Source organism: Singulisphaera acidiphila DSM 18658, assembly GCF_000242455.2.
Lineage (GTDB): Bacteria > Planctomycetota > Planctomycetia > Isosphaerales > Isosphaeraceae > Singulisphaera > Singulisphaera acidiphila.
In genome coordinates this window covers 1,026,067-1,046,558 of the sequence record NC_019892.1, presented here as the reverse complement: position 1 = coordinate 1,046,558, position 20,492 = coordinate 1,026,067, and the positions used below count along the sequence as shown (strand labels likewise).

Annotated in this window: 18 protein-coding genes; 13 read left to right on the top strand and 5 right to left on the bottom strand. The window is 64.1% G+C overall.

The window, feature by feature from the left end:
• The first annotated feature begins 251 nt into the window (after window positions 1–251).
• From SINAC_RS04155 to SINAC_RS04125, 7 genes are all read left to right on the top strand, one after another.
• A complete protein-coding gene (locus tag SINAC_RS04155; RefSeq protein WP_015244440.1) occupies window positions 252–1,334 on the top strand; it encodes a DUF1559 domain-containing protein in 1,083 nt (360 codons plus the stop codon).
• 127 nt (window positions 1,335–1,461) lie between these two features.
• A complete protein-coding gene (locus tag SINAC_RS04150) occupies window positions 1,462–1,779 on the top strand; it encodes a hypothetical protein (RefSeq protein WP_015244439.1) in 318 nt (105 codons plus the stop codon).
• Between the two features lie 458 nt (window positions 1,780–2,237).
• Window positions 2,238–3,035: a hypothetical protein gene (locus tag SINAC_RS04145; protein ID WP_015244438.1), complete on the top strand. Its 798-nt coding sequence runs from the start codon at window positions 2,238–2,240 to the stop codon at window positions 3,033–3,035.
• Between the two features lie 178 nt (window positions 3,036–3,213).
• A complete protein-coding gene (locus tag SINAC_RS04140) occupies window positions 3,214–4,524 on the top strand; it encodes a lactate racemase domain-containing protein (RefSeq protein WP_015244437.1) in 1,311 nt (436 codons plus the stop codon).
• A 153-nt stretch (window positions 4,525–4,677) separates the two neighbouring features.
• Window positions 4,678–5,346, top strand: coding sequence for an HAD family hydrolase (locus SINAC_RS04135; RefSeq protein ID WP_015244436.1), 669 nt, complete (start codon window positions 4,678–4,680; stop codon window positions 5,344–5,346).
• On the top strand, window positions 5,343–6,038 hold the full coding sequence (locus SINAC_RS04130; protein WP_015244435.1) for a CAAX prenyl protease-related protein: 696 nt from the start codon (window positions 5,343–5,345) through the stop codon (window positions 6,036–6,038). The genes SINAC_RS04135 and SINAC_RS04130 overlap by 4 nt, the downstream gene beginning before the upstream one ends.
• Window positions 6,039–6,207: 169 nt before the next feature.
• Window positions 6,208–7,314: a WD40/YVTN/BNR-like repeat-containing protein gene (locus tag SINAC_RS04125; RefSeq protein WP_015244434.1), complete on the top strand. Its 1,107-nt coding sequence runs from the start codon at window positions 6,208–6,210 to the stop codon at window positions 7,312–7,314.
• An 8-nt stretch (window positions 7,315–7,322) separates the two neighbouring features.
• Here SINAC_RS04125 and SINAC_RS04120 read toward each other — a convergent pair whose 3' ends face one another.
• On the bottom strand, window positions 7,323–8,543 hold the full coding sequence (locus SINAC_RS04120; RefSeq protein WP_015244433.1) for a DUF1559 family PulG-like putative transporter: 1,221 nt from the start codon (window positions 8,541–8,543) through the stop codon (window positions 7,323–7,325).
• Window positions 8,544–8,844: 301 nt separating this feature from the next.
• On the opposite strand from SINAC_RS04120, the gene SINAC_RS04115 reads away from it, so the two are divergent.
• Genes SINAC_RS04115 through SINAC_RS04105 form a run of 3 tightly spaced genes read left to right on the top strand, consistent with a single transcriptional unit; the run spans window position 8,845 to window position 11,368 of the window.
• Window positions 8,845–9,822 carry an energy-coupling factor ABC transporter permease gene (locus SINAC_RS04115; protein ID WP_015244432.1) on the top strand — a complete coding sequence of 326 codons (978 nt, stop codon included), beginning with the start codon at window positions 8,845–8,847 and terminating at the stop codon, window positions 9,820–9,822.
• Window positions 9,812–10,477, top strand: coding sequence for an energy-coupling factor transporter transmembrane component T family protein (locus tag SINAC_RS04110; protein ID WP_015244431.1), 666 nt, complete (start codon window positions 9,812–9,814; stop codon window positions 10,475–10,477). The genes SINAC_RS04115 and SINAC_RS04110 overlap by 11 nt, the downstream gene beginning before the upstream one ends.
• A 60-nt stretch (window positions 10,478–10,537) precedes the next feature.
• The gene (locus SINAC_RS04105; RefSeq protein WP_015244430.1) at window positions 10,538–11,368 is read left to right on the top strand and encodes an energy-coupling factor ABC transporter ATP-binding protein; all 831 of its coding nucleotides are present in this window, start codon (window positions 10,538–10,540) and stop codon (window positions 11,366–11,368) included.
• 62 nt (window positions 11,369–11,430) lie between these two features.
• Here SINAC_RS04105 and SINAC_RS04100 read toward each other — a convergent pair whose 3' ends face one another.
• The 3 genes from SINAC_RS04100 to SINAC_RS04090 all read right to left on the bottom strand — a co-directional run bounded on the left by SINAC_RS04100 (window position 11,431) and on the right by SINAC_RS04090 (window position 14,599).
• A complete protein-coding gene (locus SINAC_RS04100) occupies window positions 11,431–12,798 on the bottom strand; it encodes an FMN-binding glutamate synthase family protein (protein ID WP_015244429.1) in 1,368 nt (455 codons plus the stop codon).
• A gap of 106 nt (window positions 12,799–12,904) precedes the next feature.
• Window positions 12,905–13,573: a GltB/FmdC/FwdC-like GXGXG domain-containing protein gene (locus SINAC_RS04095; protein ID WP_020465910.1), complete on the bottom strand. Its 669-nt coding sequence runs from the start codon at window positions 13,571–13,573 to the stop codon at window positions 12,905–12,907.
• Window positions 13,574–13,684: 111 nt separating this feature from the next.
• Window positions 13,685–14,599 carry a class II glutamine amidotransferase domain-containing protein gene (locus SINAC_RS04090; RefSeq protein ID WP_015244427.1) on the bottom strand — a complete coding sequence of 305 codons (915 nt, stop codon included), beginning with the start codon at window positions 14,597–14,599 and terminating at the stop codon, window positions 13,685–13,687.
• A gap of 153 nt (window positions 14,600–14,752) precedes the next feature.
• Between SINAC_RS04090 and glnT the strand changes: the two genes are divergently transcribed.
• The 3 genes from glnT to SINAC_RS04075 all read left to right on the top strand — a co-directional run bounded on the left by glnT (window position 14,753) and on the right by SINAC_RS04075 (window position 18,743).
• Window positions 14,753–16,123: a type III glutamate--ammonia ligase gene (gene glnT, locus SINAC_RS04085; RefSeq protein WP_015244426.1), complete on the top strand. Its 1,371-nt coding sequence runs from the start codon at window positions 14,753–14,755 to the stop codon at window positions 16,121–16,123.
• Between the two features lie 55 nt (window positions 16,124–16,178).
• Entirely contained in the window at window positions 16,179–17,309 is a 1,131-nt protein-coding gene (gene solA / locus SINAC_RS04080; protein WP_015244425.1) for an N-methyl-L-tryptophan oxidase, read from the top strand.
• 429 nt (window positions 17,310–17,738) lie between these two features.
• On the top strand, window positions 17,739–18,743 hold the full coding sequence (locus SINAC_RS04075; protein ID WP_015244423.1) for a cyanophycinase: 1,005 nt from the start codon (window positions 17,739–17,741) through the stop codon (window positions 18,741–18,743).
• Window positions 18,744–18,872: 129 nt separating this feature from the next.
• Here the strand turns inward: SINAC_RS04075 and dnaB are convergent, their stop codons facing one another.
• Window positions 18,873–20,294, bottom strand: coding sequence for a replicative DNA helicase (dnaB, locus tag SINAC_RS04070; RefSeq protein ID WP_015244422.1), 1,422 nt, complete (start codon window positions 20,292–20,294; stop codon window positions 18,873–18,875).
• Between the last annotated feature and the right edge of the window lie 198 nt (window positions 20,295–20,492).

The following is a 20,492-nucleotide window of genomic DNA, read 5'->3' as shown; positions in this document are numbered from 1 at the left end:
GATGGGTGGCTGAGGTCCGCCCTCGATCCCCAATGCCAAGACCAGAAAACCAGGGTCCGCTGACGGCCCCCACAACCACTCCTTTGACTGAGCGGCACGCGGTAAATCCGCTCGAGGTCGCCCCCTTTCTCACACAATATTTTGGCTGACCAAAAACATGTATTGCAAATCGCAAAAATTCAATTACGATCCCATTGAGTTGCATTTTCGGAAAATCGACTACCACCATTTATGAGCAAGGAAATCTCATTATGTCGAACCAAAACCGAAGTGAGGACGGTGAGTCGGCGACGGGAAAACGTCGTGGTTTCACCTTAATTGAGCTGTTGGTGGTGATCGCGATCATCGCCGTCTTGATTGCTTTGCTGCTGCCCGCCGTCCAGGCCGCGCGGGAGGCAGCGCGGCGGGCGCAGTGCATCAACAACCTGAAGCAGATGGGACTGGCCTTGCAGAACTACGAGTCAGCGCTGGGGGTTTTTCCGCCCGCCTACGTCGGGGATCCCAAGGCGGTCGGGTCGGCGTTTGGGGTGAGCTATCCGGATGGGAACGTCAACACGCTTCCGGGCTTTGCCTGGGGGACCCTGATCCTGCCGTACATGGAGCAATCGCCCCTCTACTCCAGCTTCAATACGAACCTGCCGTGCTGGGCGCCGGACAACAGCACGTCGGCCCGCACCAAGGTGGCCGCGTTCATTTGCCCCTCCTCCGCCGGGCCGAGTGACGGATTCGCGCTGCACAAATACTCCAACGGCGACGCACAGGCCCCGGACGACGCGGGTCCGTTCTCACCGACGATCACATTCGCCCACAGCCACTACGTCACCAACGCCGGGATCAACCAACCTTGGGGACGCAGCCCGGACTACTCCTCGGATTTCGACATCGTCGAGCCGGTCCCAGGGACCGCCGGGGCGGCCATCGACGGTCCCTTCTACCGCAATTCGAGGACGCGGGTCGCCTCAGTGTCGGACGGCCTGTCCAACACCATTTTCCTCGGTGAGCGGACATCGCGACTGGCGGACGCCACCTGGGTAGGGGTCGTTCCGTTCGCCTGCGTTCCCCCCAAGCCAGGCTGGCCGTCGGATCCGAATAGCGGCGGCGACCTCGTCGGGGCCCACAGCGGACCCGACGTCCACGACCACCCGCAAGTGGTCATCCACGCCCCGAACCACCCGTTCGGCCATACCGACGAGATGTACGCCGACCACGTCGGCGGCTGCAACGTCCTGATGGGCGACGGCTCGGTCCGATTCGCCAAGGAGACGATCTATCCGAGAACCTGGGTCGGCCTCTCCACCCGGAACGGCGGCGAAGTATTCAGCGGCGACTACTGATCGTCGCGTCGGAACGGGCGGGAACCACCTCGGGAAGTTAACCCGCCCCCTCCCAAACAACCCGTTGAAAACCATTGCGTCGTTCGTGCCACTCCTTTTTGCTTTTGTTTTGATTCGGAACCCCGCGATGATGAACCGCTCACCCCTTGTTCGACGGCTTGCCTCCTTGTTGGTGTTGGCCTGCATCGGCTGCGGTCGGCCACCCCAGATCGGCGAAGACCGGACCTCATTCAAGGCCGTCGATGCCCTCTACACGGCGGTCTCGCTGCGCGATCCGAAGCTCCTCAGCCAGTGCGACGAGGAACTCCGTGGCCTTCAAACGAAGGGAACGCTTTCCGAAGCAGCCGGCAGCGCTTTGGGGGCCATCATCGTTAAGGCAAAAGAGGGAGAATGGGAAGTTGCCCAGAGCCGTTTGGGAGACTTTATGAGAGGTCAGAAACGATAAATCCCCGGAAAAGCAAGGGGCCATCGGTGGAGCCCACACACGCAGGGGAATGTTTGGAAAAGTCGTGTTGACCGTTTTGAAGAGGGCTGATACCCTCACGCCGCCTCGGGAGGAGACTGGTGTCTCAATCCCGGTGGTGCTCACAATTCGAGCCGATTTCCCAAGCGTCCGCCAGCGCGACTGATCGACCCGCTTAGCGACCGACTGCGACGCCAAGGCCAAGCAAGACGGTCGCCGGAACCAGGACTCGATCAGGACAGGGAATAAGGCTCCGAGATCAGTCGGTCGGCCCCGGGGGGGTTGGCTTACCGATCTTGGCCGTGCTCGGTGCGCTGTCGTAACGCAGCACGCGGGGCCCGCCCGGAGACGTTCTCCGGCCGGCGAGTTAATGGACCAACTCGCACGAATTGGGTTCGTCCGGCGAACCCTCCTGATCAACCCTGGAAGATCGTAACGCAATGAACAAGCTCATGTACTCCGTCGCCCTGGCGACCGGCCTGGCCTTGAGCCTGGCCGCCTCGTCCGTCCACGCCGACGCCATCCAGTCGCTCAGCATGGCCGACATGTCGGCGGCCCAGTTCAACAGTCTGTTCACTCCGATCGATGACGCCCCGGTGCTGTCCTCGTCGTTCAAGTACGCCGACGCTCCCGTGTCGGGCACGGTGAACTCACAGGTGTTCAAGGGAACGGGTGTGGCCGAGGGACTCTTTGCCTACGCCTATCAGTATGCCCTGAACAACGTCAGCGACTCGGACAACACGCCGGTCGACCTCCGAGGGACGTCCTGGAAGTTCAACGCGACCCCGGTCGGAACGGATTTCACCAACACCGGCTCGACCAAGTACGCCTACGCGATCAAGGACGGCGCAGTCGGCGGCATCGGTGCCCCGGTGGCGGCCGCCGGTCAGGGAATCCTTTCGCCTTCGCAGTTGAACTGGCTGCCGAAGACGACCAGTGGCTCGCTGCTGGCCACCTACTTCGATACGGCCCAGGGCACACCCGCGCTTCAGGCCGGTGCCAAGAGCGCCACCTTCGTCGTCCTGTCCGACCAGCCGTTCACGCAGAAGTTCGTCGGGATCCTCGGCTCGAACCCGATCGATCCGCAGTCGCAACTGACCTCGGCCTACGCGGCCACCGGCGGCACGATCCAGCCGATCCCGATTCCTGAGCCGTCCACGGTCCTCGCCTGGGCCGGCATGGCAGGAGCCGTCGCCCTGGCTCGCCGCATCCGAAAAAATCGCGCCCCCCTCGCCTGAAGTCGATCGAAATCGGCCCTTACGGGTGGGGGCCGAATCCGACCGCAACTGTTCGCCGGAAGCCCCTCGCCGCCTCGAGGGGCTTTGGCGTGCGCATTTGCTCGCGTTAAAATCAGGGGAGAATCGGTCTCGGCACCGCCACTCTCCTCGAACTCACCATCATGATGAGCTTGCACCGATGAGCCTTCCTCCGATCGCCAGGGTCCGCCAGGCTGTCCGTCAGCCCAGGGTCGCCGACGTCCCCGCCGCCATCGCCCTGGCCATCCGGTCGAGCCGGATCAGCGACCGAATCCCGCCAGGGGGGACCGTCGCCCTGACCGTCGGCAGCCGGGGGATCGCCGGCATCGACCAGATCGCCCGCGCGGCGGTCGCGACGCTCCGTGACCTGGGCTTCCAACCCTTCGTCGTCGCCGCAATGGGCAGCCACGGCGGCGGAACGGCCGAAGGCCAACGTGCCTTGCTCGCCGAGTTCGGCGTGACCGAAAAATCGCTCGGCTGCCCGATCCGCTCCGAAATGGACACGGTCATCCTCGGCACGGATGGCTTCGGCCTGCCAATCCATTTTGACCGGAACGCGTTCGAGGCCGACGGCATCGTTCTACTGAACCGAATCAAACCGCACACGTCATTCACGGGCCGGTACGAGAGCGGCCTGCTCAAGATGCTGACGATCGGCCTGGGCAAGCGGCAAGGGGCTGCGCAAGTCCACAAGCTCGGCCTCCCCGGCCTCAAGCGGATGCTCCCCGAAGTCGGCTCGTTCCTGCTGGCGCAGACGCGCGTCGCGCTCGGCCTGGCCCTGCTCGAAAACGCCGAGGAACACACGGCCCGCGTCGTCGCAGTCGAACCCGAGGAACTACTCGCGGTCGAGCCCCAACTCCTCGACGAATCGCGTGATCTGATGGCGCGCCTGCCGTTCGACCAGATCGACGTTTTGGTCGTCGGCGAGTTGGGCAAGAACTACAGCGGGACCGGCCTCGACCCCAACGTGATCGGCCGGCAACGGGTCGAGACGATGCCCGACCTGCCGCGCCCCATCGTCACCCGCCTGGCCGTCCTGGATCTCTCGGAGGAGACGCGGGGCAACGGCCTCGGAATCGGGCTGGCCGACCTGACCACCGACCGCCTGGTCAAGGCGCTCGACCCGACGCCGATGCGGGTCAACAGCATGACGAGCAACTTCCTCACCCGAGCCCGGGTCCCGCTCGCCTTGCCCACCGACCGCGACGTCTTCGCCGCCTGCCTCGACACCTGCTGGCGGATCGACCGGGCCGAAGCGCGCATGGTCATCATCCCCAACACCCTGGAACTGACCTCCTTTTACGTGACCGCCCCGTTAACCGATGAGGTCGAGTCCAACGCAAGCCTGAGCTTCGAGACCCCCTTTACCCCCATTCCCTTCGACGCTGGCGGAACCTTGGACCAAGAAACGCTCTACCCCGAGAGTGTCCGCGCCCGCCGCACCAGCGGCCGAAATCATGGCAGCCAATAAGCTCATATTTGCATTCTTCAGCTCAAAAAGGACAACCGTTTATCGCTAAGGGCGCAAGCCCATAGATTCGAAAAATATTCAAGTGAACCTTTTTTGGTAGCCTTGAACCGACTGCCAAAGGACCAGATCAGTGCGTGACCGGAGCAGTCCTCAATGGCAACCTCGATCCGCGCCGTCGTCTTCGACCTCGACGGCCTGATGTTCGATACCGAGGCGTTATTCCACCGAGTGGCCAGCGCGATGCTGGCCGAGCGTGGCAAGCAGATGACCTCGGAAATCATGCGGGCCATGATCGGCCGCCGCGCAGTCGACTCGGGCCAGGCGTTCAAGACGCTCGCGGGCCTGGACGAGCCGGTCGAGGACCTGATGGCCGAGGCGAAAACCCGCTTCATGGCCGAACTCGACGTCGCCGTGCATCCGACGCCTGGCCTGTTCGTGCTGCTCGATCGCCTCGCCGCGCGGCAACTGCCGTTGGCCGTGGCGACCTCGTCGCGGCGGAGCTACGCCGAACGGCTCCTGAAGAACCACGGCCTGCTCGACCGCTTCCAGTTCCTCCTCACGGCCGAGGACGTAGTACACGGCAAGCCCGACCCCGAAATCTACCGCAAGGCTGCGGAGCGGTTCGGCATCCCCGCGTCCTCGGTTCTGGTGCTGGAAGACAGCGCAGCGGGCTTGCAAGCCGCCAAGGGAGCGGGCACCTTCGCCGTGGGCGTCCCCCACGAGCATAGCCCGGCCGAGAACCTGCACGCCGCCGCCTTGATCGTTTCACGACTCGACGACCCCGCCGTCCTGGCGCTCTTGGAAGATGAGCATGTGCAATGACTGATGAGCCCACCTCCGCTCCGCAATCGGTGATGCCCTACGTCCTCCCCATGGCCGGCTTTCTGGCGATCACAACGCTGGAAGGCTATCTCCCCCTCGTTGCGGGGCGGCCAAACCCGACCTGGTATCCCATCCTTTACGCAGTCAAAGTCGTGGCGGTCAGCGCCCTGGTCTGGGCCTGCCGATCGACCTGGCGCGACCTCGCCCCGCGCCCCGGGATCAAGAGCCTGGCCCTCGCAATCGTCGTGGGCCTGGCCATCGCCGCGCTCTGGGTCGGGCTCGACGGGTACTATCCCGAACTGCCCTTTCTGGGTAAGCGCACCTCGTTTGACCCAGGAGTGCTCTCGCCTGCCGCCAAGTGGGGCTTCATCGCGGTTCGGATGCTCGGCCTGGTGGTCCTGGTCCCATTGATCGAGGAGCTGTTCTGGCGGTCGTTCCTGATGCGATGGGTCATCGAGAACGACTTCGACCGAGTGCCGGTCGGGCGGGTAACACCCTTGGCGGCAGCAGTAACCTCCGCCTGCTTCGGGTTGGCTCACCCCGAGTGGCTGCCCGGCGTACTCACCGGCCTGGCCTGGGCCTGGCTGCTTCACGCGACCAAGAACCTCTCTGCCTGCGTCGTCAGCCACGCCGTGGCCAACCTGGCACTCGGTCTCTACGTCATCGCCACGGGAGACTGGAAATACTGGTGAGCGAGCGAACCGCGGGAACCGCTCCATCGTCTTGCCCGAGAGTCCGTATGAGGTTATCGTAACTCGGCTTTCATCACGAACTTCGGCCGGCCGTCCTACTCAAGTTGTTGGTTTCCGGCCTGTTCCTGAACATTCCGAAAACACTGACGAGCAGGGGGCTCCTGGGTTCATGATCCTCATCGGCACTGACAACGGTATCTACCGCTGGTTCGAGGGAGCAGCCTGGCCCGTTTTTCATAGCCTGCAAAACCGCTCGATTGTGGACCTGGCCTCACCGGGACCGGGAGTCCTGGTGGCCCTCGATCGCGCGGGGCATGTGCTTGAGAGTGTGAACAACGGCCAGGACTGGCGGACGATTCCCCTGGCCGAAGGGGCCGGCAGCCCGACCGCGTTGGCCGCTTGGGGCGATTCACCGTTCATCCTGCTCGGGACACGAACTCAGGGGTTGGCTCGCCGCCTGGTGGGTGCGCCGATCCCCGTTCACCACGATCCGAATGCGCCCGTTCAAGGCTTCGCCCCCGCCTGGATCGGCCGCGCACGATCACTCGCCGCCGGGGCGACCGGATTGCTCGCGCCCAAGCGAGGAGCCGTCCGCACCGACCCAGCCATCGCCAAGCTCGCCGGCTGGACCCGCCTGGGTGTCCCTTCCCCGGGCAAGTCGAAGCAACACGGAGTGATCCGGGCGCTGGCCCTGGGCGCAGGGACATCACCGATATGGTACGCTGCCGTCCGAGGCGCAGGGCTCTGGCGGAGTACCGACCTGGGGGCCTCATGGAACCAGTGCCCCGGCCTGCCGGTCGACGTCTTCGCGATCCGAACCGTGCCCGAGCGTCCGGGAAGCGTCTACGTCGCCACCTCCGACGGCTGCTGGTTCAGCAATGACGCCGGCCAGACCTGGGAGGACCGGAGCGGGGGCCTGGAACAGACGCGCTACCTGAGCACCATCGAGGTCAAGCCGGGCGCCCCCGACGTCCTCCTGGCCGGAGCCGCGCCTCGAGGCCCCCACGACTTCGCCAGCGGCCCCTTCGACGGACTCGCATTCTCCCTCTACGAGAGCAAGGACGGCGGCAAGGCCTGGTCGCTCGTCCGGCGCGGCAACCCCGACGTCTTCGAGAACGACATGATCGCCGACCTCCGTCACGATCCGGCCGCCCCCGATAACGTGGTCCTGGCCCTGACCTCGGGCGAGCTCTGGGTCACCCCCAACGCCGGCGCCTTCTGGATGCCCCTCTCGCGACAGATCCGCGCAGCCCGCAAACTCTGCCCCGTCGCCTGACGGGGCCGTCAACGATTTGAGGCGTCCCCAAAATCGCCGGCAAACGGCCCCTGAGTCAGCGAACCCGGCAATCGCCCCCCGGCCGGCGTGATGAGCTTGGCATAGACCGAGCCATCGATCGTTTCGCTGATGAACCGGACCGAGCCATCACAAAACACAAAGTTACTCCCACCGGAATGACCGCCGTTGACGAAGGGAAACGAGCCTTCAACAGCAAATATTTTCCCGTATCCGATACTTTCATGGGTTCCTGCGCGATTAGCCAGGGCCCAGCCAAACCCATCATGCTGAGGTGAAACCGGCGTCAACTGACCGCCAAGACAATCATTGGGAGAACGCGTCGACGTACAAACATTATCCGACCCGAGGAACATTACAAAATTCGGAAGTGGACACGCCCAGTTGGTCGCTCGGCCGCTGGAATAGAGGTTCCCCTCGGAATATCCGGTCAGGGTGTTCTCGGCGATCAGCAAGGTCTGGCTCGCCCCATCGGAGATGTCGCCCGGGGTCGTCTTGATATCCCAAGGCTGGCCCCCTACCTCCGTGCCCATGAACATCACACCCAGCTTTTTGCAAACCGCCTGCCTCGCCTCCCAGGAATGGCCCGGCGGAGTCCACTGGAGGACTTCGCCATTCCGCGAATGTCCGTCTATCGAACTCCCCACCCATCCGATCGGGATCGCGGGCCAGCGAACGAAACCGCCGTTGACCACGTAGCTCAGATTCCCCTGACCTGAGACGGCCGTCCTATCCTCCGGACAGCGGAGAACACCAAGAGATGTACTCGAAACGATAAGATTGGAAGGTTGACCCGAAATGGTCTCGGTCGGCCACCAGTAGGGAACGGTCTTGTCCCAAGCGTTGGCGAGATCCTGCTGATCGAGATAGGGCAGAATTTCGACCACCCAGTTGTAGAGCCAGGATTCGGCGACGTCCGGCCGCTGCCCCGACTCCATGAGCGACAGGTAGAGCTTCGACATCGCCGGATCCCCGCCATGCGCAGCCGGATCATCACGAAACGTTCCGGCGTTGGGAAAATGATTCTTCGTTGCGGAAAGATTCACGATGGCCAGGCCAAGCTGGCGCATGTTGTTGCAGCATTGCTTACGTCGACTGGCGTCATTAACGCTGTTCCTCGAGGGAAGAAACACCCCTACTACAATGAAGATCACGGAGATCGTAACCACCAGATCAAAGAGCTTGATCCCACGTCGATCCTCAGAGGACATGGCACACTCTCCACGCAAAAGCCCCTTGAGCCAGGATCCCTCCGGACGCCCCTCCATTCTCTCCCGATCGTCATTCAAGTCACAAGCCCCAACAGCAGATGTTTGTGCTTCATACGAATCGGCGATCACTTGATCTCGAGGACGACCGCAGCCCGCAAATCGCTCCTGCAATCCAGCGGATTGCCAGGATCGAGGGATCCCGTATCACGAATTTGACGAACAGGCACACGAGGGTTACGATGAGGGCATCCCCAAAAATGTCTTGCCGGGTCTCGTGGGCGACTTGTCGAGGTTCTTGAGAATGCACATCCCCGACGCCGTGCTCGATCCGAAGGTGGCCGCGGCGACCGGTGTGGTGGCGGTGGCCGGGATGTCGGCCGGGCTCAGGCTGCTCGAGTCGAGGCTGGGCGAGCGGACGACCGTCTTGATGGGGACGATGGCGGCCTTCGTCTTCGCCGCCCAGATGGTGAACTTCCCGATCGGGCCGCTACCGATCTCGGGGCACCTCTTGGGCGGGGTCCTCTCAGCGGTGATGCTCGGACCTTGGGCCGGCGCGGTGGTCATCGGCGCGGTACTCATCGTCCAGTGCCTGCTCTTCGGCGATGGCGGGCTCACCGCCCTGGGAGCGAACTTCCTCAACATGGGCCTGATCGGCGCGGTGGGGGGGTATGCGATCTACGCCCCGGTCCGCCGGGCGATCGGCGGCCGCGCAGGGGTCCTGCTCGGCGCGATGGTGGCGGCCTGGTTCTCGGTCATCCTGGCTTCGGGGGCGTTCGCCATCGAACTGGCATTCTCGAGCGGTTGGTCCCACTTCTTCCAGACCCTGAGTTGGATGGCCCTGGTCCACGCCGGGATCGGCCTGGGCGAGGCGATCGTGACCGGCCTGGTGATCCGATTCATCCTCCTAACTCGCCCCGACCTGGTCTATCAGCCCGATGAGACCGAAGCCAAGGTTCTCCCCGGCTGGGGGGCGCTGATCGGGGCAGGGCTCGGAATTGCCCTGGCGATTTGCATCTTCCTCGCGCCGTTCGCGTCGGCGCATCCCGACGGCCTCGAGTATGTGGGGGAGAAGCTCGGCTTCCTCAAGGAGGGAGCACCGGCGATTCTCCCCGCGCCGATCCCCGATTACAGTCTGCCACTCCTCGGCACGGCGAACGTCCAGGCCGCGACCGCCTTCGCAGGGCTGGTGGGAACGCTGGTCGTTTTCGCCGTCGGGCTGGGGCTGGCCCGGGTCTTCTTAACGCGGAAGCCGGCGGGAGTCGACCCGGATGCGGCTTGAGTTCCTCGAACGCCACAGCGAGGGGGACGGCCCGCTCCACCGCCTCGACCCGCGAATCAAGCTGGTCGTCACCCTGGCATACATCATCGCGGTGGTCGCGACGCCAATCGGCTGGTGGCGGCTCCTGGCGGCCGAGGGTCTGGTCCTCGCTTTCGTGATCGGGCTTTCGGGCGCTCCTCCGCGCGAGCTCCTGACACGCTGGCTCGGGTTCATCGTTCTGGTCGGATTCCTCGCCCTGATGGTGGCCCGGGCGCACCCGAGTCGCAAAGAGTTCGGCATCGCGGCGGTCATGCTGACGATCGTCGCCAAGAACAGCATGGCCTTCCTGGCAACGCTCAGCTTGGTCAACGTCACCCCGTTCCGGAAATTGCTGGGCGGAATGCGCCGGCTGGGGATGCCCGCTGCGCTGGTGGCAACCCTCCAATTTATGTATCGTTACCTGCACGTGCTCACCGAGGAGCTCGATCGGATGGTCAAGGCGCGACGGTCGCGGACCTTCCGCCGTTCGGGACGGCTCGACTGGGTGCTCTTAACCGGCCTGATCGGTATCCTCTTCCTCCGTGCCTTCGAGCGTGGCGAACGGGTCCACGCGGCGATGCTCGCGCGAGGTTGGGATGGGACGATCCGGACGCTCGACGACTCTGATAGCCCCTGACGATTCGATTCGATCGATCTCCGCGTCCCCTCGCGGTGAAGGCGAGGCAAGGTGCGTGAGATGAACTCCTCCAGCCCAACCATGACGAACGACGCGCCGGCCGTGCAGGTCCGCGAATTGATCTATCGCTACCCCGACGGCCGGCTCGCCCTTCGCGGAGTCGACCTGACGATCGTGCCGGGCGAGACGATCGCCCTGGTCGGCCCCAACGGCGCGGGCAAGAGCACGCTCCTCCTGCACCTCAACGGGATCCTTCCGGGCAAGGAGCGAGGCCAGCCCTTGCACGCGCACGGGACCAGCCAGCACTCCCGCAACGGCAGCAGCGCCCCCGCAGTCTGGATCGACGGCCTGGAAGTCAACGCGAAGAACGCGCCCGAGGTCCGCCGCCGGGTGGGCCTGGTCTTCCAGGACCCGGACGACCAGCTCTTCAGCACGTCGGTCATCGAAGACGTGGCGTTCGGCCCGCTCAACCTCGGGAAGAGCCGGGCCGAGGCAAAACGGATCGCCCTCGAGTGCCTCGCCCGGGTGAACCTCGACGACGTGGCCGACCGCGCCCCCCACCACCTGAGCTTCGGCGAACGGAAGCGGGTCTGCCTGGCGGGCGTACTCGCCTGCAACCCGTCGGTCCTCGTCCTCGACGAGCCGACGGCCAACCTCGACCCCCGTGGCCGCCGCCGGTTCATCGAGTTGATCCGAGGGCTCACCGCCACCAAGCTGATCGCCACCCACGACCTCGAGATGGTCCTCGAGCTCTGCAACCGGACCGTCCTCCTCGACTCCGGCCGGATCGTGGCCAATGGCCTGACCCGCAACGTCCTGGGCGACCCCAACCTGCTCGAGGCCCACGGCCTCGAAATGCCGCTAAGCCTCAAAATCGGCCGGTCGTTCTGAATTCTCTGGCCGGGTGGGCCGCGCCCACCCGACGATTTCAGTAACTCCTTATCCATCAGCATTCAATGGCTTGCCCAACCCGGACCGCCACCGTAAACGCGGTTGGTGCCGGCCAGGGGGAGGCCGGTGATCATCGAGGCTTCGAGGGTCAAGGCCCGCAGGTCTTCCGGCTCGAGATGGTGGACGTCGCTCTTACCACAGGCGCGGGCCAAGACCTGGACTTCCGACGTCAGCGCATGGAAGAAGCTGGCGACACGCTCGGAGGCGGCGTCGACTTCCAGGCGAGCGGTCAGCTCCGGGTCCTGAGTCGTGATCCCAACCGGGCAGCGGCCGGTGTGACAATGGTGACAGGCATACGGGGCCGCGCCGATGGCATGATAGTCTTCGACATAAATCGGCTTGTTGCAGTTCAAGGCGATCAGGAGGGCCGTGCCCAGGTAGCAGGCGTCGGCCCCCAGGGCGAGCGCCTTGGCGCAGTCGGAGCCGTGCCTCAGGCCGCCGGCAATGACGAGCTGAACCTTGCCGTACAGGCCGATGTCTTCGAGAGCCGCACGCGCCTCGCAGACGGCGGCGAGGGTCGGGATGCCGGTGTGCTCCTGGAGCAGTTCGGGCGAAGCGCCGGTGCCGCCTTCCATGCCGTCGACGACCACGACATCAGCCCCCGCCTTGGCGGCGAGCCGAACATCGTCGAAGACGCGCGAGGCTCCCATCTTGACGAAGATCGGGATGCGCCAGTCGGTCGCCTCGCGAAGCTCCTCGATCTTGATGACCATGTCGTCAGGGCCAAGGAAGTCGGGATGCCGACAGGGCGAGCGCTGATCGACACCGGGGGGGAGGTCGCGAAGCCGGGCCACCTCGTCGGAGACTTTCGAGCCAAGCAGTAGGCCCCCGGTGCCAGGCTTGGCCCCTTGGCCGATCGTCAGCTCAATGGCGTCAGCCTGGCGGAGATGCTGGACATTGATCCCGTAGCGGCTGGGCAAGACCTCGTAGATCATCGCCCGCGACTCCGAGCGCTCGACGTCGAGCATACCGCCGTCCCCCGTAGTGGTCGAGGTCCCGGCCATTCGGGCACCGCGCGAGAGCGCGGTCTTGGCGTTCCGCGAGAGGGCCCCGTAGCTCATGCCGGTGACCATCAACGGGATGTCGAGCTCCAGCGGTTGCGACGCGAACCGGGTGCCCAGCACCGTCTTGGTCGAGCACTTCTCACGATAACCCTCAAGCGGGATCCGCGTCAGGGTGCCGGGGACGAACGTAAGGTCGTCGAAGGTGGCCCAGGTCCTCGGCCTGAGAATGCCGAACCCGCGAATCCGGTAGCGGGCCAGTTCGGCCTTGATCTGGATATCTTCAATCACGCCGGGAGTGAACGTGCCCGACCGCTCCATCGGCGAAGGGTCGGCTGCGGAACCAGGCGGAGGTGTCGAGTCGGACATGGAGGAGGATCCTCAGGAACGGGGGATTGATCGTGTCGTCAAGAAGTGAGCCTGCCCTTGGACGTCATCTTTCGAACGTCTGGGACTAGCGAGTCGACCCCACCTTTTAGAGAGCTGATTTCCAGAGATGCCGATCTGCTTTCTGAAAATTCCAGAGCTTCCGACCGGCGACGAGTTTGCGAAAACCAGCGGCGGGAGCGGGAATCTTCCATCGCTCGAGATGCGAATAGACCAGGTCGCGATCCCCCCCGGTGAACTCTTCAACCACGGCGTCGGCCCCGAGTTCGCCGAGCTTACCGGCGACGTAGACGGTCCCGGCGTACATGCTGTCGGCCACGCCGTCGGCGGCATCACCGCAGATGATGATAATTCCTTTCTGCATCATGAACCCGGCCATCGGACCGACGCTTCCGCCGACGATCAAGACTCCTCCTTTCATGGCGATCCCTGCACGGGTCGAGGCGTCCCCTCGGACGACCACGACACCATCGCGGATCGCCGCCGCGACGGCGTTACCGGCGTCACCGTCGATGGTGACGACACCATCGCGCATGCTCTCGGCCGCACCCCAACCGACGCCACCGTGCACGTGGACGGTCGCACCGTCGTTCAGGCCGGCCACGTAGTAGCCGGCGGGGCCGTCGATCGTCAATTCTGTTCCCTCGGGGAGCGCCACGCCCAGGTTGTGGCGGGCGCCGGGATGGAGCAGCATGATCTTCGTGCTGTTTCCGGCGAGCGCCGCCCGGATCTCACGGTTGATGGCACGCACTGGCATATCACTACAATCAATAGTGCTTGTCCGTTCGGAAGTTGCGGGCAGGGGCACGGGCAGGTCCCTTTCGATGAAAGGCAACGCAGGGTGAGGTGAGGAGCCACGAGGTGAAGATCAGACCAAGGCGGGTGTGACGGCAAGCGGATAGAACAAGGCCCGGCCCGGGGCAGGCTCCAGAACCCGAAACGACCCGGGGAAGGCGCGGCGGAGGGCGATCTCTTCGGTGGCGACGGCAACAAACGCGTCGGTCTCCGCGATCATCAACGGCTTGAAGCCGAAGCGGTCGCGCACCACCCCCAGGCCCTCGGCGGACGCCACAAGGTAGTTGTAGGCGCCGTCGAGGTCGACGATCGAGTCGGCCATGGCCTCGGTCAGGGACCGTCCTTGGGCCAGGCGATCGCGCAGGTAAACGCCAATCACTTCGGAGTCATTGTCCGTGTAGAACGTGACCCCTTGCCGCTCGTAGCGGCGGCGGAGCTGATGATAGTTGGTGACGTGGCCGTTGTGTACGGTGGCGAGGTCGGAGACGCCGTGGGCCCAGAAGGGTTGCGAATGGCTCAGGTCGATCCGGCTCTCGGTCGACATCCGCGTATGGCCGATCGCCAACGGCCCGCGCCAGGCCGAGAACCCGTACGCTGCGTCGAGCTGCGCGGGCGAGCCGACCTGCTTGACCAGGTCGATCCGGCTTCCCAGGCTGAGAACCTCCAGACCATCCCGACAGGCCCCGAGGGCAACTTCCACACCTTCGGGGGTAACCCCGGGGCCAGGCCGGAACCGGAACCGGAGCGACCCAGCCGCGTGTTCAACGCGTTCCACCACACCCAAGGGTTCAAGCCGCGTCAGAGCCAGGGCATCCCCGGGCGCAATCCGGACGGCCCAGACGCCGTCGATCTCGTCCGAGCGGAGCAGGGCGGCCCCCGCGCTGTCCGGGCCTCGGCAGCCGAGGGCGTCGAGCATCGCCAAGACGACCCGCCCCGTCGGGAAGTCGGGGCGGTCCAGCCTGTCCAGGAAACCGACGATTCCGCACATAAGCCTCTCCTTGCCCGCGGGTGATCTTGGGGAGAGGAGTCGCGGGTCGGGTCATTTTAGTAGCTTCCCCGGCAATTGTCGCCAACAATTGTTTCTCGAATGCTTGCGAGGTCCCTGCCAGGGGAGAACGACCTCGCGAAGGAGAGGAGTCCCATGTCCCAGCTCGAGGCCAAGCTCAATGCCCTCGAAGGTCGGTTTCAGACGGACGGCATCACTTATCTGCTGATCCAGTTCGTCGACATCCATGGCTCAGCCAAGGTCAAGCTCGTCCCGGCCAAGGCCCTTCGTTCGGCTGCCCAGGCGGGGGCGGGGTTCGCCGGTGGGGCCGTCTGGGGCTCGGGGCAGGGGCCCCACTCTCACGACATGTGTGCCCGCATCGACCTGGAGACTTATACCCCCTTGTCCTACGAAGCGGGCGTCGCCCGGTTCGCCGCCGACCTCTACGTCGACGAGTCGCCCCATCCGTATTGCCCTCGGGTCAATCTCCGACAGATGCTCGCGCGTGCCCGAGAGCTTGGCTTCGTGTTCAACGTCGGCATCGAGCCCGAGTTCTTCCTGGTGACGAAACAAGCAGACGGCTCAGTCCAGGGCTGGGACCCGCACGGCGTCGACGACCTGAGCAAGCCTTGCTACGATTTTAAGGGGATCTCCGCCGCCCTCGAGTTCCTCCGCGCCATGAACGACGGCCTCGAGACCCTCGGCTGGGACGTCTACCAGACCGACCACGAGGATGCCAACTTCCAGTTCGAGATCAACTTCAAATATGCCGAGGCCCTGACGACCGCCGACCGGTTCACCTTCTTCCGGATGATGGCCGGCCAGGTCGCCCGACGCTTCGGCGCAATCGCCACGTTCATGGCCAAGCCGTTCGCAACCCGCACCGGCTCGGGCGCGCACCTGCACTATCACCTCGCCGACGCCCGGTCGGGCACGAACCTGTTTGTCGACGAGTCCGACCCGCGCGGACTCGGCCTCTCCAGGCTCGCCTACCACTTCCTGGGGGGCGTCCTCGCGCACGCCCCCGCACTCTGTGCGGTGACCTCGCCGACGGTCAACTGTTACAAGCGACTCCAGGTCGGCCCCGCCCTGACCGGCTCGCGTTCCGGCTTCACCTGGGTCCCGGCCTTCATCTCTTACGGCGACAACAACCGGACCCAGATGCTGCGCGTCTGCGAACCGGGCCACGTCGAAGACCGGACGATCTCGAGCGCTTGCAACCCGTACCTGGCCATCGCCGCCTACCTCGGCGCGGGGCTCGACGGCATCGCCCGGCGACTCGACCCGGGCGAGCCGAACCTCGGCAACCTCTACGAGGTCGGGCTGGCCGCGATGGCGGAACGCGGGATCGCGACCCTGCCGCAATCGCTGAGCGCGGCGCTCGATCACTTCGACAAGGATTCCGTCATCCGCAACGCCCTCGGCCCGATCGCTGGCGAGTTCACCCGGCTGAAGCGCGACGAATGGCGTGAGTATCATTCCCAGGTCGAGTCCTGGGAGCTCCAACGCTACCTCAACGCCCTTTGATACCGGTCTCGGTCCCCCAACTTCTTTTTCCTCCCAAAGGCTCCACGGACGAACGATGGAACAACTGCACGCTCGCAACGTCGTCATTGGCACCGGCGCCATGGGTTCGGCCACGGCTTACCACCTGGCCAAGCGCGGTGAACCGGTCCTCCTGCTCGAGCAATTCGCGATCGGACACGATCGGGGCAGTTCGCACGGCGTCGCGCGAATCACACGGCACTCCTATGCCGACCCGCGCTACGCCCGGCTGATGCTCGACGCCTTCCGCGCCTGGAAAGACCTTGAGGTCGACGCCGGACAGAATCTCTATCTCCGTACCGGCGGCCTCTCGTTCTGTCCCCCTCAGGTCGATTATGTCGCCCAGGTTGCCGCCAGCTTGGCGGCCATCGACATCCCCCACCGCCGGATGTCGGGCCGCGCGCTCCGGCACGCCTTCCCCGTCTTCGACCTGCCCGATGACACCGACGTCGTCTTCGAACCTGACGCCGGATTGCTCGCGGCCGCGCGAGCGATCGCGCTTCAACGGGAGCTCGCCCGCCAATTCGGGGGCGACCAAACGAGGGTGCTCGCGGAATGCCCGGTCCGCTCCATCGACCTCGAGGGAAACAAGCCGGTCGTCTTGACCGACGCACTCCGCATCTCCGCCGACCGCCTGATCGTGACCGCCGGCGCCTGGGCGGGGCGGCTCCTGCCCCAGTTCCCGGTGGCGCTCCGTCCGACACGACAGCAAGTCCTCTACTTTCGCCCCAACGACCCGGCTCCATTCGCCCCGGGCCGGTTCCCGGTCTTCATCCACAAAGGGGCCGACGCCCTCGACGACTTCTACGGGATGCCGGAATACCAAGGCTGCGGCGTCAAAGTGGCCCGGCACGGCGGCCCAGAGGTCGACCCCGATACCATGGATCGTGCCATCGACCCTGCCTACCTTGAAATCATCCACCACTTCCTCAAGAGGTCGATCCCCGCGTTGGTCGAAGCGTCCATCGAGAGGACCGAAGTTTGCTTATACACCACCACTCCTGACGAACACTTCCGCCTCGGCAGTCGGCCCGACTGCCCGAATCTCATCATGGCAAGCCCATGCAGCGGGCACGGCTTCAAATTCTCTTGCCTGATCGGCCGCGTCCTCGCCGATCTGGCTACCCAAGGAGCGACCGATATTGACATCGAACCCTGGAAGCTTTAACCATGCTTCACAAACGCTTTGAGACCACCGTTCTCCGCTCAAAAAAGTGGCAGCAGCCCGAGTTCGCTCCCAAATCACCATCGCTTTCCCTCAGGGACCGAACTCATGGCACACGACTTGCGAACTGACTGATGAGTAGTGAGGAGACGGTCGTAAGCCAAGGGGCATCCGCAATCCAACCAAACCGGCTAATCCCCACCATTGTTTTATTTTATTCCCATCAAGTCTCTAAGACTTGTAAAACATTGCCGAATGGGATAAAATAAGGTTGGGTGAAGAACGGCGATTTGCGGGCCGACCGATCAGAGTAATGGATTCTCGCGGTGCCGTGCCTCCAGACCAGCCTTGAGCGAAGTGATTTTGCCTGGCGCAATCGTCGTGATCCCCCCCATTGCGCATCCTTGGCCATATCAAGAATGAGGTGGCAAGATGTCTATCCATCCACCGCGCGACCGTAACGGGCGACGTCTGCCTCCTACGGTTCACGTCGTTCTCCGCGCCACGATCTTGGCGGGAGCGGGGGTCGTCGCCGTCCTCTGGTGCGGCGTGTCTCTGTACCAAAGGATGCAACCGAAGCCGGAAACGTCGGCGATCGAACTCGTGTCAGTGGCGATCGAACCGGCGGCGATCCAGGTCGTCCAGCACCACTCCGGCGGAAAGCTGATGATTTGCGGCGGCGGGAAACTGCCACCCGCGATTCGCAACGAGTTCTGCAAGCTGGCTGGCGGTCCACGGGCGCGGATCGTGGTGATCCCGACGGCGAAGATCAAGGCCGACCAACCCGATTACCTCGCCAACGTCCTGGCGGAGTGGAAGGACTGTGAGGCGGACTCCGTCCAACTCCTGCATACCCGGTCACGAGAGACCGCCAACGATCCGTCCTTCTTTCAGGCTTTGACCAAGGCGACGGGGGTCTGGCTCACCGGCGGGAATCAGGTTTTCCTGACCGACACCTACCTGGGCACGGCGGTGCAGGAGCAGCTGAAAGCGGTCCTCGCGCGGGGCGGCGTCATCGCCGGAACGTCCGCCGGGGCGGCCGTGATGTCAGGCGTGATGATTACCGGCGGACGAGATAAGCCCAGGGTGGGCCAAGGGTTTGATTTCATCAAAGGGGCCGTGATCGACCAGCACTTTCTCAAGCGGAACCGGATGGATCGGCTGATCGGCGCCCTCTCGTTGCATCCCAACCTCGTAGGCTTGGGAATCGATGAAGAGACTGCCCTCGTGGTCGATGTCAGGGAACACCATTTGAGCGTGATTGGCGCATCGTATGTCGTCGCCTGCGTCCCTGACTCTCATCACAAGTCGGTCAGCCTGAAGTTCCTCAAATCGGGCGACATGACGGCCATGTCCGCCCTGATGAAGCCCGTCGAAGACGCCACGGCCGGCGTCAATGGGGATGAAACAGCGGGCTTGACGGTCGGCTCGCTCTGATCCAGGCGTCGTCGGCGAACCGGGAACGACTCACCAAACAAAGGGGGCACGAGCGTCCATCGACGCTCGTGCCCTTTTGTTTCGTTTCCCGAAGCAATCGGCCTCTTGAGAACCAATAAAGCCAACGGCTCAGAAGGCGGCGGCATCGATCGGGTCGGCGACCGAAGCCAGGTTCTCGAACCGGGTGAGGTTCTTGAGGAAGGTGAGCTTCACCGTCCCGGTGGCGCCGTTACGGTTCTTGGCGATGATAACCTCGGCGATGCCCGGCGAGTCGTTGGGGTCGTAATAGTCGGGCCGGTGGATCAGGAGGACGACGTCGGCGTCCTGTTCGATGGCACCGGACTCACGAAGGTCGGCCATGCGAGGGCGGCGGTCTTCGCGATTCTCGACACCTCGGTTGAGCTGCGAGAGGGCGATCACGGGGAGTTCGAGTTCACGAGCGAGCGTTTTCATCCGGCGGCTGATCTTGGCGATCTGCTCCTGGCGGCTGTCGCGGGTTTCCTCGCTGTCGACGAGCTGGATGTAGTCGACCACGATCAAGCCGAGGTTATGCCGAAGCTTCAGTCGACGCGCGTTGGCGGTGACTTGGAGCATGTTCCGCGACGGCGTATCGTCGATGAACAAAGGGGCCGTATGCATTTCGCTATACCCCTTGCCCAGCATACTCATCTCGCGGGTCCCCAACCCTTGGCCGGTCCGCAGCTTCTTACCGTCCACCCGGGCTCGGGCGCAGAGAAGCCGCTCGACGAGTTCGAGCCGGCCCATTTCGAGGCTGACGAAGAGGACAGGGACCTTAAGGTTGACGCCGACGTTGTCGGCGAAGTTCAAGGCGAGTGCCGTCTTCCCCATACTCGGCCGCGCTGCCAGGACGATGAGCTGGCCGGGTTGGAGGCCGCCCATGTACTCGTCGAGCTCGAAGTAGCCGGTTGCGACCCCGGTGACCGCATGCTTGGAGACGGTCCGCTCCTCGATCCGATCCATCGCTTCCTTGAGCACATGGAGCAGTTCGGCCGTGTCCCCTTGAATCGTGTCGCCGGCGATCTCGAAGATCTTCTGCTCGGCCTTCTCCAGCAGGGCTTCCGCCGTGAAGTTATTCGAATAGCCGTCGCGGAGGATCTCGTTGGCGCTCTCGATCAACCGCCGGCTGATCGACTTCTGGCGCACGATATCGGCATAGTATCGCGCATTGGCCGAGTGGGGGACACTCTCCACGATCTCGGAGAGGGTTTCGTGGCCGCCGATCGCTTCAAACTCACCGCGCTGGGTGAGTTCCGCCGAGAGGGTCAGGCCGTCGATCGGCTTGCCGAGATCGTAGAGGTCCCGGATCGCCCGGTAGAGGGTCTGATGCGTGTCGCGGTAGAAGTCGTCCGCCTTGAGTTTGGAGACGACGTCGTGAAGGACCTCGTTGTCGAGCAGAATACTCCCGAGAACCCCTTGTTCGGCCTCGAGGTTCTGCGGTGGGAGGCGGTCGGTCAGCGAGCCCCCTTCCCCCTTCGGCGGGCGGCCGTGAGCACTACCATTTCCATTCCCGTTGAAATTTGAAGCGGCCATGATCCGAAGCAACTCCCTGCTCGCACACCAGAGAGGTCCGGCCCATTCGATTGAGAGTATGGGCCGACTCCCCTGTGGGTTCATCGACCGGCCAATCCATCCGGGTCTCCCTCGTCAAAGGCCGAGGAACTGACCCCCCGTAACCCGACGCGCGAACGCATCCGGCACGATAGCCGATCTGAACAATCGTATCGGCCA